Consider the following 14,588-nt stretch of genomic DNA (forward strand, 5'->3'; position numbering starts at 1 on the left):
GGGGAAAGGATTACAAACTTCCCGCCGGGCGCGTACGCGCCGCTGACGTCAACGTTCTTCCCGTCTTACGTCCGTCCAGCGTTTCCAGACGCATCTGGAACGGTGGGAACGGCATATCAATTCCGTGCTCGCGGAAGCCAGCCAGAATCAACTGGTGGATCTCATGGCGCAGCGGCATACGGTGTCCCATCTCGGCGGCGTAGATACGCAGCTCGAAAATCTGGATCCCCTGCTGCAAATCAACCAGGAACACTTCCGGCGGCGGGTTGTCGATTACCAGCGAACAGCGTTCAGCAGCCGTATAGAGGATCTGCGTTACCTCTTCGCTGTTGGCATCCGACGGAGCGGGTACGGTCAGCACCACACGCGTGACGGAGTCGGACAGCGACCAGTTGATAAACTGCTCGGTGATAAACGCCTTGTTCGGGACGATGATCTCTTTACGGTCCCAGTCGCTGATGGTGGTGGCGCGGGTGTTGATCCTGGTGACGCTGCCGGTGAGATCGCGGATGGTCACCGTATCGCCAATTCGAATCGGCTTTTCAAACAGAATGATCAGACCAGAAACGAAGTTGGCAAAAATCTCCTGTAAACCAAAGCCCAGGCCTACGGTCAGGGCGGCAACCAGCCATTGCAGTTTTGACCATTCGATACCAATCATCGAGAAGCCAACCAGCCCACCAAACAGCATGATTAAATACTTGGTGATGGTGGTGATCGCATAGCCTGTGCCGGGGGTTAAATCCAGATGCTGCAACAGCGCCAGCTCCAGCAGGGCAGGGAAGTTACGGATCAGCTGCGTGGTGATGATCAGCACCAGAATCGCAATCAGCACGGCCCCTAAGGTGATGGGCTCCAGACTTTCGACCCCCTGCACCGTGGACGTCACATCCCATAAAGAGATGTTCTCCAGGAAGCCAAACGCGGAGTGGATTTCCGACCACAGGAAGATCACCGACAGCAGGGCAACCAGCATCAGAATTGAGCGTACCAGCCGCAGGGACTGGGTACTGATCGCATCCAGATCCAGTTCGACGTCATCGGCGTCTGTGGTCCCTTCGGTGCTGTTGACGTGGTTCGGCTCTTCTTCACCCCGCGCGCGCTGGGCCAGAATTTCTGCGCGACGGTGTTTGGCACGGTCAAACGCCAGACGACGACGCTGGATCAGCATGCCGCGGCGAATAACATGGTAGACCACCAGCAGCAGGAACCAGATAGCCACCGACGTTTCCAGTCGGGCAAGCAGCGCCTGCGCCGTGGCGAGATAACCGACCGCTGCCGCCAGCATCGCCGCCAGCGGCGCGCTGAGCAGCAGGTTCCACAGCAGACGGTTAAACATGTTATCGCCGCTGCCGGTCTTGTCGAGATAGAGCGGGATCCCGGCGCGTTTCAGGCTGAGCGTCACTACCGCTAACGCTCCGCAGATCAGCATAAAGCACAGCCGTCCCAGCGAGCCGGAGAACTCCCGGTCATTGAGATTATCGAACATGATCAACGCCATAATCAGCGGCACAATCAGCCCGATACTCATCAGGTAGTAACGCATCGCCCGCGCAACGCGATTACGCGGCCAGCCAAAGTGAGCGATGAACAGACCATTTGGCCGCGCAAACGTGGCGCAAATCATCACCACCCACAGCAGCGGAACGGTGGCGGTCACGCCATCGCCAATCGCGACGGCAAGCGGGTAGGGCCAGGCTTCACGCAGGCCGTATCCGAGCGTCATCCACAGCACCGGCAGCGGAGACGCGACCAGAATTGACCAGAACACCGTACGCAACGTCAGCCAGAAGTGATCCTGGGTTACTTTTCCCACTCGGGCGCTGGAGCGCTCAAGGAAACGGGTGAAGTGACGACGGGAATAAATACTGAAGCCCACCAGAATCAGCGCCCCCAGCAGCGGGAAGATGGTCTCCTTGCTGGTTATCATCATTACGCTGGCGAGGCCCAGCTGGCTGAAGGTGTCCAATGAAATGAGGCGGCGCAGATCCTGCACAATCTCAATCGGCCAGGCGAAGGTCATCGGCCGCACGTCGGACGTCCAGAAAAGGTAACGGTGAGTGGCTTCGTTGACCTCTTTCAGCGCATCCTCCAGCTGGCTATTCGAGACTTTCAGCTTGGTCAGCTCAAGGATCAGCGTATCGCCTCCCTGCAACAGGGAATTGAGCAGTTCGCGCTGGGTGCGCAGCTGCGCTTCCAGAATACGACTTTGCTCGCCGGTGAGCGGCTGTCCGTCAGCCTGACGGATCTGGCGGATTTGCGGCTGCTTGTTGAGGAGATCTTCATAATGAAGACGCTGAACGCGCAGCTGCGCCATCTCCGTATCAAGCTGCTGCGGTTTTGGCATCTCTGGCAGACGAGCCACCTGCGCGCGTAACGCTTCGCCCAACAGGTTAGACGAGCCAAGCCACTGGGACTGTTCACGCAGCGTGTTAAGCGCCTGACGAACCTGGAGGGTTTGATTGGTGGCCTGACGCTGCTGCGAGGCCACCAAATCCATGCGCTGCGCCTGCTGATTCAGCGCGGCAGAAAGCTCGCGGTTAACCTTAAATTGGGCGACGATGCTGTCGGGCAGGTTAGCACTGTTTTCGGCCAGTAACTCGGTGCTTTCCAGCGCACGTTCAGCTTCACGCTGACGCTGGCTGTTGAGTTGATTTCTCAGCGCCTGGAGATATGCATCCAGCTGCTGGCTCTGCTTCTGCGCCAGCTCAGAACGCATCCGCGACAGCTCCTGGCGGTTGTTAGCGGAAAGCTGCGCCAGCTCCAGTTCATCAACCAGCGCTTTTAGTCTGGCGGATTCCGCCTGTAACCCAAGATTTTGCGCCTGATTCTGCGGTGTGCTGCCTGTCTGCGTCCCGATGCGACGTTCCACCTCATTTAACTGACGGCGGGCATCGGTTTGCTGCTGTGGAAGCTGGCTGAGGGAATCGGCAATTTCACGCGCCCGTTCCTGCTCCTGCTGCGCCAGACGGCTTTTTTCCAGCAGCTGGCTGCTGACTTGCAGGATCTCCTGATTCAGCGCCTCGGACGTCATCCCCGCGGGGACCTGGCGTGGTTCATCGCGCAGGTTGTTTAGCTGCGAGCGCAGGGTCTGAGAGAGTTTGGGGAAGTTGTCGATAACCTGCTGATACTGCTGCGCGCGCTCAAGGGAACCCTTTCGTTCCTCAAGCGCGTTCAGTGCAGACTGGAGTGACTCAACGGTCTCCGGCTGAGCGGGTTTCGCCGCTTTTGCCTGCTCCAGCTCCTGGGTTATCTGTTTGGCGTCGGGGGCCGTCGCTGCGTACGCCCCCATGCTGAGGCACCAGGCCATCAGTAATACGATAATCGGGCGCACGTCAGCGATCCTTCTGTTGTTAGCCTTCGTCTTTTTTGTCGTCAACCAGCGGGCTGGCGTCGTGCTCGGCTTTTATCTCTTCTTCCGGCAACGGGGCAGGCGCAACCTCTGGCGTCACAAAGACCTCCGTCGATACTGCCAGAGGCTGGCCGAGTTTGGTCACGGACAGGCTTTCCAGCTCGTCGACCAGGTTAACTTTGCCCGGTGCGAACAGGTTGATGACCGTTGAGCCCAGCTTGAAGCGACCCATTTCCTGACCTTTCAGCAGGGCCACAGAACCTTCTTCTTCGCCGGCAGGCCAGGTCCAGCGCTTGATCACGCCTTCGCGCGGCGGCGTAATGGTGCCCGCCCAGACGGTTTCGATGCTGCCTACAATGGTAGCACCCACCAGAATCTGCGCCATTGGGCCAAATTCAGTATCAAACAGGCAGATGACGCGCTCGTTACGGGCAAACAGGTTAGGAACGTTTTGCGCCGTCAGGTGGTTTACGGAGAACAGATCCCCCGGCACGTAGATCATCTCGCGCAGAATACCATTACACGGCATATGCACGCGGTGGTAGTCGCGTGGGGAGAGATAGGTGGTCGCGAAAGTCCCGTTCCGGAACAGATCGGCCATTATGTAGTTACCGGCCAGCAGCGCTTCCAGGCTGTAGTTATGGCCTTTCGCCTGCAAAATTTTGTCGTCTTCAATTTTACCCAGCTGGCTGATCACGCCGTCCGCTGGCATCACCAGCACGTTCGGGTCGGTATTCAGCGGGCGCACTTCGTCGCGCAGCGGACGCACAAAAAATTCGTTGAAGGTGCGGTAGCTTGCCGTATCCGGCTTCTGCGCTTCTTTCATGTCGACCTTGTAGTATTTCACGAACAGGTCGATGACCAGTTTGGTCAGCCAGCCCGCTCGTTTGCTCGCGCCCCAGCCCGCCAGGCGAGTGAGCCACAGTTTCGGCAGAATGTATTGAAGCGAAAGTTTAAATGAGTTTAACAAGGTAGCCTCCAGGCCATTGTTTTGTCGTTCCTGATCCGGCATGACGCTGCCGGAACCTGAAAAAAGGGGACGATTTTAGCGACGCTTAGCTTAGTTGTCAGTTATCAGAATCAGAAAAGTTTTTACGCGTTTTTACCTGGTCCATGCTTTCGAGAATACGGTGGTAATTTTCGAAACGGGTTTCCGCAATTTCACCGTTCTCCACCGCTTCGCGGATGGCGCAGCCCGGATCGTTGTCATGTTTACAGTCGCGGTATTTGCAAGCGCCTAAATAGTCATGGAATTCGACAAATCCGTTAAAGATTTGTTCCGGCTCGAGGTGCCAGAGACCAAATTCACGCACGCCCGGGGAGTCAATCACATCGCCGCCGTGCGGGAAGTGATAGAGACGTGAGGCGGTGGTGGTGTGCTGGCCCAGGCCCGAGACGTCAGACACATCGTTGGTCAGGATCTCCTGCTGAAGGCCGAGCAGGTTGTTAAGCAGGCTCGATTTACCTACGCCGGACTGCCCCGCAAAGATGCTGATGCGGTCGGTCAGCGCATCTTCTAACGGCTTCAGGCCATCTTTGGTGCGGCTGGACACCATCAACACGCGATAGCCAATGTTGCGGTAAATATCCATCTGCTCATTGACAAAGGCCATGGCCTCGTCATCCAGCAGATCGATTTTATTCAGCACGATAAGCGGTTCAACCTGTAGCGTTTCGCAAGCCACCAGATAACGGTCAATAATATTGAGTGAAAGCTCAGGCAAAATCGCCGAAACGATCACGATCTGGTTGATGTTGGCGGCAATGGGCTTCACGCCGTCGTAGAAATCTGGACGGGTCAGAACCGACGTGCGTTCATGCACGGCTTCAACGATACCTTTAACCGTTACCCCTTCCGCCGCCTCTTTGCCTGGACGCCAGACCACGCGGTCACCGGTCACCAGGGAACGGATGGTGCGACGGATATTGCAACGGTGGATATCCCCGTCGGCGGATTCGACATCGGCGTGCATGCCGAAGCGGCTAATCACAACGCCTTCTGTCGCTTCGCCAAACAGGTTGTCGTCGTAATCGGGCTTCTCCGTAGTGGTTTTAAGACGGCGCTGGTGATTTGCATTCACGCGGCGCTGCTGCCCTTTGGAGAGTTTATTTTTACTCAATCGCGCTGGCTCCTGGTCGCCCGTAGCGGGCAAAACCTCTATGATACACTCTAATTAATACTAGTTAACCTGCTACTGCCGGTTATGCGAGAAGGGTGGAAAATAACATGAGCGCGGACGAAAACAACCTGATTTGGATCGATCTGGAGATGACCGGCCTGGATCCCGAGCGCGATCGCATTATTGAGATCGCCACACTGGTCACCGATGCCAATCTCAATATTCTGGCGGAAGGCCCAACGATTGCCGTGCACCAGTCCGATGACCAGCTTGCGCTGATGGATGAGTGGAACGTGCGTACCCATACCGGCAGCGGGCTGGTGGAACGCGTGAAGGCCAGCACCCTGGGCGACCGCGAAGCGGAGCTGGCGACGCTTGAATTTCTGAAGCAGTGGGTGCCGCCAGGAAAATCGCCTATCTGTGGCAACAGCATTGGTCAGGATCGTCGTTTCCTGTTTAAGTACATGCCGGAGCTGGAGTCCTACTTCCACTACCGCTATCTGGATGTGAGCACCCTGAAAGAGCTGGCCCGCCGCTGGAAACCGGAAATTCTCGACGGCTTCACAAAGCAGGGGACGCACCAGGCGATGGACGACATCCGTGAGTCTGTTGCGGAGCTGGCGTACTATCGCGAAAACTTTATTAAGCTCTGATTTTGCGATCCGGCGCCTTGCGTGGCCGGGTTTTTGTCGCTAAATTGTTCAGCTTGCCGATTAAATAAGCACTTGAACTGAATTTCAAAAAAATCGCTTTGAGGGGGGTTGCAGCTAAACGGATTTCTCGTATAATGCGCCTCCCGTAACGACAGAGAATTACACGTTACGACAGCAACAAAAGCAGTACAGATTTGCGGGAATAGCTCAGTTGGTAGAGCACGACCTTGCCAAGGTCGGGGTCGCGAGTTCGAGTCTCGTTTCCCGCTCCAAAATTTGAAAAGTATCGCAAGATACGCCAGCACCAGAACACCCAAGCGGGAATAGCTCAGTTGGTAGAGCACGACCTTGCCAAGGTCGGGGTCGCGAGTTCGAGTCTCGTTTCCCGCTCCAAAATTTGAAAGTATCGCAAGATACGCATAGCACCAGAACACCCAAGCGGGAATAGCTCAGTTGGTAGAGCACGACCTTGCCAAGGTCGGGGTCGCGAGTTCGAGTCTCGTTTCCCGCTCCAAATTCTTCTTCATCTCCAGATTATCCACAGCGAAATGCTTCGTTGGGGACGTTTTCTATTGTCTCTGAAATACTCTTGTGAACAGAGTTATCCACAGAAACCGTGATAAAACCAGGCTGTACGAAATGTTAGCAGGGTGAATAATATCTTCGTAATTTACTGTAATTTATGAAGAAAATTTGATTTCAAAATGTTATTGAGATCACTTGACCTGTTTGCCAGAGCTGATGGCGCCTGAATTCTTATTTTTATTCACAGGCTGTGAATATATCACACATCCCGCGGCAGCCCTTTTTCAATCACCCTGACCAGACGCTGTTTCTTCGGTAACTGCACTTCAACCACGCCGGCATTTCGCTTCTCAATTTGCTGCGCAATCGCCCATTCTATGTGCTCATCAAGAAGTGGGTGCTCACCTCTACGGCTTTCGAGCGCCTGAAGATTTGCTTCATCCCACGGGGCATTCCCCAGCGCAACGGCCACATTACGCAGCCAGCGCAGGTGGCCGATACGACGTATGGCGGAACCTTCCGTCACCTTCAGGAACCAGGCTTCGCTCCAGGCGAACAGTTCGATCAACTGCGGGGCATGTAACGCCTTGCGCGGACTGAAGTCTTCTTCATCCGTCAACTGTGAATAACGGTTCCACGGACAAATCAGCTGGCAGTCATCACAGCCGTAGATGCGGTTGCCGATAAGCGGACGAAACTCCTCTGGAATGGCGCCTTCCAGCTCGATAGTGAGATAAGAGATACAGCGGCGCGCATCAACGGTATACGGTTCGACAATCGCGCCCGTTGGGCAGATGGTCATACAGGCCACACAGCGACCACAGCCTTCTTCCACCGGACCGTCTACCGGCAGGGGTAAATCAATCAGCAGTTCACCCAGGAAAAAGAATGAGCCCGCGTCGCGGCTTAAGATAAGTGAGTGCTTACCTGTCCAGCCAAGCCCGGCTTTTTCGGCGATCGGGCGCTCAAGAATAGGCGCAGAATCGACAAAGGGTCTAAAATTCAGCGAAACACAGTGCTGCTGAATGGTTTCCCCGAGCTTTTTTAGACGGTTGCGCAGAAGTTTATGGTAATCACGCCCCAGCGCGTATCGGCTGACGTAACCCAGCGAAGGATTTTTTAGCGTGCGCGCAAAGGCCGCGTTAGCAGGCAGATAGTTCATGCGTACGCTAATAACGCGCAGCGTACCCGGCAACAGCTCGTGGGGGCGGGCACGCATCATACCGTGACGCGCCATCCACTCCATCTCGCCGTGGTATTGTTTATCCAGCCATGCCTGGAGCTTAGGCTCACTGGCAGAGAGGTCGGTGTCAGTAATACCAACCTTCTGGAAGCCCAGTTCAGCACCCCACTGTTTTATTTTTTGCGCTAATTCATTGAGATCGAGGGGCTGTGACATGACGGACCATACTGTGAAGAAAAACCCCGCAAGTATACCACATTCCATCTGGCATGCGGATGACCTCCGTCGGGCCGAGAAAGAGGCCGCAGATAGCCTGGGCATTACCCTTTACGAACTGATGCAGCGCGCGGGCGAGGCGGCGTTTAACGTGGCGCGCACGGCTTATCCGGATGCCTCGCACTATCTGATCCTGTGCGGACACGGCAATAACGGTGGCGATGGCTATGTGGTGGCTCGTCTTGCGGTTGCGGCGGGGCTGCGCGTCACCCTGCTGGCGCTGGAGAGCGACAAGCCGTTACCGGAAGAAGCGGGCATGGCGAGAGAGGCCTGGCTGAATGCGGGGGGCATTATTCATGCGCCTGATATTGTCTGGCCCGAGGATGTCGACGTGATTGTTGATGGTCTGCTGGGGACGGGACTGATGCGCGCGCCTCGCGATGACGTCGCCGCGCTGATTACGCGCGCTAATGCGCACCCCGCCCCGGTGGTAGCGCTGGATATTCCCTCCGGCCTGATGGCGCAAACCGGCGCGACGCCGGGCGTGTCGATTGAGGCGGCGCATACCGTGACCTTTATCGCCCTGAAACCGGGTTTACTTACCGGGAAAGCGCGCGATGTCGTGGGCACGTTACATCACAACGCCCTGGGGCTGGAAAACTGGCTGGCCGGACAGGATTCCCACATTACCCGCTTTGATGACTCCCTGCTTGCACAGTGGCTGCCGCCGCGCCGTCCCACCTCCCATAAGGGCGACCATGGCCGACTGCTGATTATCGGCGGCGATCGCGGTACGGCAGGTGCGATTCGTATGACCGGAGAGGCCGCGTTGCGCAGCGGCGCCGGATTAATACGCGTGCTGACCCGCAGCGAAAACATTCCGCCCATTATTACCGCGCGGCCGGAGCTGATGGTCCACGAGCTTACCCCGCAGGCGATTGAAGAGGGTCTTGAGTGGGCGGACGTGGTGGTCATTGGTCCGGGCCTGGGTCAGCAGGAGTGGGGCAAACAGGCCCTGCAAAAGGCCGAGAATTTTCGTAAACCGATGCTCTGGGATGCCGACGCGCTTAACCTTCTGGCAATAAACCCGGATAAGCGTCACAATCGCATTCTGACGCCGCACCCCGGCGAAGCCGCACGGCTGCTTAACTGTAGCGTGGCAGAAATTGAAAGCGATCGCTTACTTTCAGCCCAACGTCTGGTAAAACGTTACGGAGGTGTTGCCGTTTTGAAAGGGGCGGGGACCGTTATCGCCAGCGATGATGCGATGGGCATCGTTGATGCCGGTAATGCAGGCATGGCGAGCGGCGGCATGGGCGATGTGCTCTCTGGCATCATTGGCGCATTGCTCGGACAGAAACTTCCCCTTTATGATGCAGCCTGTGCGGGCTGCGTGGCCCACGGTGCGGCGGCTGACAGGCTGGCTGCTCGTTACGGAACGCGCGGAATGCTGGCCACCGATCTTTTTTGCACGCTGCGGCGTGTTGTTAACCCGGATGTGATTGACGTAGAAAATGACTAATCGAGCGATTCCTTTACCTGATGAACAAGCCACTTTAGATCTCGGCAAGCGCGTGGCGCAGGCCTGTCAGGGGGCGACCGTCATTTATCTGTATGGTGATTTAGGCGCGGGTAAAACAACCTTCAGCCGTGGCTTTTTGCAGGCGTTAGGCCATAACGGGAACGTAAAAAGCCCGACCTACACGCTGGTAGAACCGTACACGCTTGAAAATATCATGGTGTACCACTTTGATTTATATCGTCTTGCGGATCCTGAGGAGCTGGAATTTATGGGGATCCGCGATTACTTTGCCAACGACGCCATCTGCCTGGTGGAGTGGCCGCAACAAGGTGCGGGTGTGCTGCCTGACCCGGATGTCGAAATTCACTTAGATTACCAGGCACAAGGGCGTGAGGCGCGCATCAGTGCGGTTTCCTCATCAGGCTGTTCCTTACTGGCGCGTTTAGCCGGTTGAGCGTAGGGATAACGGGATGATTAATCGCGTTAAAGGTTGGGTGCTGGCTGCCACGGTCCTGCTGTGCGCGCAGGCCGGGGCGGCCAGCCTCTCGGATATTCAGGTGTCGAATGGCGATAGCCAGGCCCGCATTACGTTCAGCTTTATGGGCGATCCTGAATATGCTTTCTCACAAATCGATAGCCGCAGCGTGGCGCTCGATATTAAACAGACCGGGGTGATCCAGGGGCTGCCGCTCCAGTTCAGCGGCAACAATCTGGTGAAAAGCATCCGTTCGGGAACGCCGAAGGATGCGCAGTCTCTGCGTCTGGTGGTCGATCTCACCGAAAAGGGCAAAACGAAGGCGGTTAAGCAGCAAAACGGCGCCAATTATACGGTGGTCTTTACCATTAATGCTGATGTTCCGCCGCCGCCACCGCCTGCACCTGTTGTAGCAAAACGCGTGGAAGCGCCGGTTTATACTCCAGGGCCGTCTGAGCCAGCCCGTAATCCGTTTAAATCACAAAATGACCGACTTACCGCCGTGACCAGCAGCAACACGGTGACGCGTCCGGCGGTCAGCGCGCGGCGTACGCCGGTCAGTGGCGACAAAGTGATTATCGCCATTGACGCCGGACACGGCGGGCAAGATCCTGGCGCGATTGGCCCGGGCGGCACGCGGGAGAAAAACGTCACTATCGCCATTGCCCGTAAGCTGCGTGCGCTTCTGAATGACGATCCGATGTTTAAAGGGGTCATGACCCGCGACGGAGATTACTTTATTTCAGTGATGGGACGCTCGGATGTGGCGCGTAAGCAAAACGCCAACTTCCTGGTGTCGATTCACGCGGATGCTGCGCCGAACCGTAACGCCACCGGCGCGTCGGTATGGGTGCTGTCGAACCGTCGCGCCAACAGTGAAATGGCGAACTGGCTTGAAGAGCACGAGAAGCAGTCTGAACTGTTAGGCGGGGCAGGCGATGTGCTGGCAAACAGCCAGGCCGATCCGTATCTCAGCCAGGCGGTGTTGGATTTACAGTTCGGTCATTCTCAGCGCGTCGGGTATGATGTCGCCACTAACGTACTGAGCCAGCTGCAAAGCATTGGATCGCTGCATAAGCGTCGCCCTGAGCATGCAAGCCTCGGTGTCCTGCGTTCGCCGGATATTCCGTCGATTCTGGTGGAGACGGGCTTTATCAGTAACCATGGTGAAGAGCGTTTACTGGGAAGCGACAGCTATCAGCAGCAAATTGCCGAAGCGATTTATAACGGCCTGCGTAAATACTTTGACGCGCATCCGCTTCAGTCTGCGCCGCAGGGCGGGGCAGCCCAGACGGCAAGCGCCGCGCTGCCGGGTGAGATGACCGCGACTAATTAAGGAGAGTTCATGCCGATTCAGGTTCTACCGCCGCAGCTCGCGAACCAAATCGCCGCCGGTGAGGTGGTGGAACGCCCTGCGTCGGTGGTGAAGGAACTGGTGGAAAACAGCCTCGATGCAGGGGCGACCCGCATCGATATCGATATCGAACGCGGGGGCGCAAAGCTTATCCGCATTCGTGATAACGGCTGTGGCATCAAAAAGGACGAGCTGGCGCTGGCGCTGGCGCGTCACGCCACCAGTAAAATTGCCTCACTTGACGATCTGGAAGCGATTATCAGCCTGGGTTTTCGCGGCGAAGCGCTGGCCAGTATCAGCTCCGTTTCCCGCTTAACGTTGACCTCCCGCACAGCCGACCAGCAGGAAGCCTGGCAGGCCTATGCCGAAGGGCGCGATATGGACGTCACGGTTAAACCTGCGGCGCACCCGGTAGGCACCACGCTTGAAGTGCTGGATCTCTTCTATAACACCCCCGCCCGGCGCAAGTTTATGCGAACCGAGAAGACCGAATTCGGACATATCGACGAGATCATCCGCCGCATTGCGCTGGCGCGCTTTGATGTCACCCTCAACCTCAGCCATAACGGTAAGGTGATGCGCCAGTACCGCGCAGTGGCGGAGGGCGGACAAAAGGAGCGTCGGTTGGGCGCCATCTGCGGCACACCGTTTCTGGAAAAGGCGCTGGCCATTGAGTGGCAGCATGGCGATCTGGCCCTGCGCGGTTGGGTTGCCGATCCGAACGCCAGCAGCGCCGCGTTCGCAGAAATCCAGTATTGCTACGTCAACGGCCGCATGATGCGCGACCGCCTGATTAACCACGCTATTCGACAGGCCTGCGAAGATAAGCTCGGCGCCGATCAACAGCCCGCCTTTGTGCTTTATCTGGAGATCGACCCGCATCAGGTTGACGTTAACGTGCACCCCGCCAAGCACGAGGTGCGTTTCCACCAGTCGCGCCTGGTGCATGATTTCATCTACCAGGGCGTTGCCGCTGTATTGCAGCAGCAGGCAGAGCCTGAGTTGCCGCTGGCAAAAGAAGAGCCCGCGCCGCGCCCACTGCCGGAAAACCGCGTGGCGGCCGGGCGTAACCATTTTGCCGAACCGGCGGTCGCGCGCGAGCCGGCTGCTCCACGTTTATCCCCGGCGGGCAACGCGCCGCGACCAACCGGCGCCAACTATCCCAACGCTCAGCCGGGCTATCACAAACAGCAGGGGGCGCTGTACCGCAAACTGCTGGATACGCCGGCGGTGGAGCATAAAGAGCACATCACGGTTTCAACCCCTTCTCTGGATGGGCATAGCCAGAGTTTTGGTCGGGTATTGACCATTATTGCCCCCGACATGGCATTGCTTGAACGCGAAGGTAAACTCCTGTTGCTGGCGCTTTCCGTGGCGGAGCGCTGGCTCAAACAGGCGCAGTTAACCCCGGGGGTGAATGCCGCCTGCGCGCAGCCGCTGTTGATCCCCGTTCGCCTGAAAATATCCCCTGAAGAAACAGGGGTTTTGCGGCGCGTGCAGACGCAACTGGCCGAAATGGGGATTGAAATCGTACTGGACGCGCAGCATGTGACAATTCGCGCAGTGCCTTTACCCTTACGCCAACAAAATTTACAAAACTTGATTCCTGAACTGATAGGCTACCTGGCGCAGCAAACGACGTTTGATGCCGCCGATACCGCGCAGTGGATCGCCCGCCATCTGGCCAGCGAGCATGCACCGTGGAGTATGGCGCAGGCGATTACCGTTCTGGCGGAGGTGGAGCGCCTCTGTCCACAGCTGGTGAAAGCGCCTCCAGGTGGTTTGTTACAACCTGTTGATTTACAAACGGCGATGACCGCCCTGAAACATGACTGATGTAAGTAAGGCGAGCCTGCCAAAGGCGATTTTTTTAATGGGGCCAACGGCCTCCGGTAAAACGGCGTTAGCCATTGAGTTACGTAAAGTTTTGCCAGTAGAGTTGATTAGCGTTGATTCAGCCCTCATCTACCGAGGGATGGACATCGGCACGGCGAAGCCCAACGCAGACGAACTGCGTGCGGCACCGCACCGTTTACTGGATATTCTCGACCCGGCACAGGCTTACTCCGCGGCAGATTTTCGCCGCGACGCCTTAGCCGAGATGGCCGAGATTACCGCCGCGGGACGCATACCGCTGTTAGTTGGCGGCACGATGCTCTACTTTAAGGCGCTGCTGGAGGGGTTATCGCCTCTGCCATCGGCCGATCCGGAAGTGAGAGCGAAGATTGAGCGGCAGGCGGCAGAGCAGGGGTGGGACGCTTTGCACAGGCAACTGGAAGAGATTGACCCGGTTGCCGCAGCGCGGATCCACCCAAACGATCCGCAAAGGCTTTCCCGGGCACTGGAAGTTTTTTTCATTTCGGGTAAAACTTTAACGGAACTGACGCAAACGTCAGGAGACGCTCTGCCGTATCAGGTGCATCAGTTCGCCATCGCCCCGGCGAGCCGTGAACTGCTCCATCAACGAATTGAGCAGCGTTTTCATCAGATGTTGGCTTCAGATTTTGAAGCAGAAGTGCGGGCGCTTTTTGCCCGTGGAGATTTGCATACGGACATGCCTTCCATTCGTTGTGTGGGATACCGCCAGATGTGGTCGTATCTTGAAGGTGAGATTTCATACGATGAAATGGTTTATCGAGGTGTTTGCGCCACGAGACAGTTAGCGAAGCGCCAGATCACCTGGTTACGCGGTTGGGAGGGTGTTCACTGGTTAGACAGTGAAAAACCACAACAGGCGTTAAACGAAGTGATTGAGGTTATTGGTGATATCGCTGACTGAATGTGTACAATTAAGCCGTATCGTGCGCAATTTTTCAGAATCGCAAGGTTCTAAGTACAAAACAAGCATATAAGGAAAAGATAGAATGGCTAAGGGGCAATCTTTACAAGATCCGTTCCTGAACGCATTGCGTCGGGAGCGTGTTCCAGTTTCTATTTATTTGGTGAATGGTATTAAGCTGCAAGGTCAGATTGAGTCTTTCGATCAGTTCGTGATCCTGTTGAAAAACACGGTCAGCCAGATGGTCTATAAGCACGCGATTTCTACTGTTGTTCCGTCCCGTCCGGTATCTCATCACAGCAATAACGCTGGCGGCGGCACTGGCAGTAACTACCATCACGGCAGCAACGCGCAGGGTTCTTCAACACCAGCGCAGGACAGCGAAGAAACCGAATAAGGTTTTGGGCTG

11 protein-coding genes and 3 tRNA genes are annotated in these 14,588 nt (G+C 56.6%); 10 read left to right on the forward strand and 4 right to left on the reverse strand.

The annotated features are described in order from the left end of the window. Positions 1 to 10: 10 nt before the first annotated feature. The 3 genes from mscM to rsgA form a co-directional block, all read right to left on the reverse strand. Positions 11 to 3,334, reverse strand: a complete 3,324-nt coding sequence (gene mscM / locus LOC22_RS12855) for a miniconductance mechanosensitive channel MscM (RefSeq protein WP_017694680.1) — start codon at positions 3,332 to 3,334, stop codon at positions 11 to 13. A 19-nt stretch (positions 3,335 to 3,353) separates the two neighbouring features. Next, complete coding sequence (gene asd / locus LOC22_RS12860) at positions 3,354 to 4,322, reverse strand: archaetidylserine decarboxylase (protein WP_026080660.1); 969 nt, start codon at positions 4,320 to 4,322, stop codon at positions 3,354 to 3,356. 97 nt (positions 4,323 to 4,419) lie between these two features. After that, positions 4,420 to 5,472 (reverse strand): small ribosomal subunit biogenesis GTPase RsgA, encoded by a 1,053-nt coding sequence (gene rsgA / locus LOC22_RS12865; protein ID WP_003855964.1) that lies wholly within the window; start codon positions 5,470 to 5,472, stop codon positions 4,420 to 4,422. A 107-nt stretch (positions 5,473 to 5,579) separates the two neighbouring features. Between rsgA and orn the strand changes: the two genes are divergently transcribed. From orn to LOC22_RS12885, 4 genes are all read left to right on the forward strand, one after another. Beyond that, positions 5,580 to 6,125, forward strand: coding sequence for an oligoribonuclease (gene orn, locus LOC22_RS12870; protein WP_023295796.1), 546 nt, complete (start codon positions 5,580 to 5,582; stop codon positions 6,123 to 6,125). A gap of 196 nt (positions 6,126 to 6,321) precedes the next feature. Then, positions 6,322 to 6,397, forward strand: a tRNA-Gly gene (locus LOC22_RS12875). Positions 6,398 to 6,442: 45 nt separating this feature from the next. Continuing rightward, positions 6,443 to 6,518 (forward strand) — tRNA-Gly (locus LOC22_RS12880). Between the two features lie 45 nt (positions 6,519 to 6,563). Beyond that, positions 6,564 to 6,639: transfer RNA gene (locus tag LOC22_RS12885), tRNA-Gly, on the forward strand. Between the two features lie 270 nt (positions 6,640 to 6,909). On the opposite strand, the gene queG is transcribed toward LOC22_RS12885, so the two are convergent. Beyond that, positions 6,910 to 8,049 (reverse strand): tRNA epoxyqueuosine(34) reductase QueG, encoded by a 1,140-nt coding sequence (gene queG / locus LOC22_RS12890; protein WP_015572463.1) that lies wholly within the window; start codon positions 8,047 to 8,049, stop codon positions 6,910 to 6,912. On the opposite strand from queG, the gene nnr reads away from it, so the two are divergent. The 6 genes from nnr (at position 8,048) to hfq (ending at position 14,576) form a co-directional block, all read left to right on the forward strand. Then, a complete protein-coding gene (gene nnr / locus LOC22_RS12895) occupies positions 8,048 to 9,571 on the forward strand; it encodes a bifunctional ADP-dependent NAD(P)H-hydrate dehydratase/NAD(P)H-hydrate epimerase (RefSeq protein WP_230238948.1) in 1,524 nt (507 codons plus the stop codon). The two genes, queG and nnr, sit on opposite strands and share 2 nt — an antisense overlap. After that, positions 9,564 to 10,025 (forward strand): tRNA (adenosine(37)-N6)-threonylcarbamoyltransferase complex ATPase subunit type 1 TsaE, encoded by a 462-nt coding sequence (tsaE, locus tag LOC22_RS12900; RefSeq protein ID WP_003855970.1) that lies wholly within the window; start codon positions 9,564 to 9,566, stop codon positions 10,023 to 10,025. Before nnr ends, tsaE begins: the two co-directional genes overlap by 8 nt. 16 nt (positions 10,026 to 10,041) lie before the next feature. Next, positions 10,042 to 11,382, forward strand: a complete 1,341-nt coding sequence (gene amiB, locus LOC22_RS12905) for an N-acetylmuramoyl-L-alanine amidase AmiB (protein ID WP_062932483.1) — start codon at positions 10,042 to 10,044, stop codon at positions 11,380 to 11,382. Positions 11,383 to 11,391: 9 nt separating this feature from the next. Further along, positions 11,392 to 13,236 (forward strand): DNA mismatch repair endonuclease MutL, encoded by a 1,845-nt coding sequence (gene mutL, locus LOC22_RS12910; RefSeq protein WP_022650252.1) that lies wholly within the window; start codon positions 11,392 to 11,394, stop codon positions 13,234 to 13,236. Continuing rightward, positions 13,229 to 14,179: a tRNA (adenosine(37)-N6)-dimethylallyltransferase MiaA gene (gene miaA, locus LOC22_RS12915; RefSeq protein WP_017383956.1), complete on the forward strand. Its 951-nt coding sequence runs from the start codon at positions 13,229 to 13,231 to the stop codon at positions 14,177 to 14,179. Before mutL ends, miaA begins: the two co-directional genes overlap by 8 nt. 85 nt (positions 14,180 to 14,264) lie before the next feature. Further along, entirely contained in the window at positions 14,265 to 14,576 is a 312-nt protein-coding gene (gene hfq / locus LOC22_RS12920) for an RNA chaperone Hfq (RefSeq protein WP_003855990.1), read from the forward strand. Positions 14,577 to 14,588 lie beyond the last annotated feature (12 nt).

It is taken from the genome of Enterobacter sp. AN-K1, from assembly GCF_020971765.1.
Classification (GTDB): Bacteria; Pseudomonadota; Gammaproteobacteria; order Enterobacterales; family Enterobacteriaceae; genus Enterobacter; species Enterobacter hormaechei_C.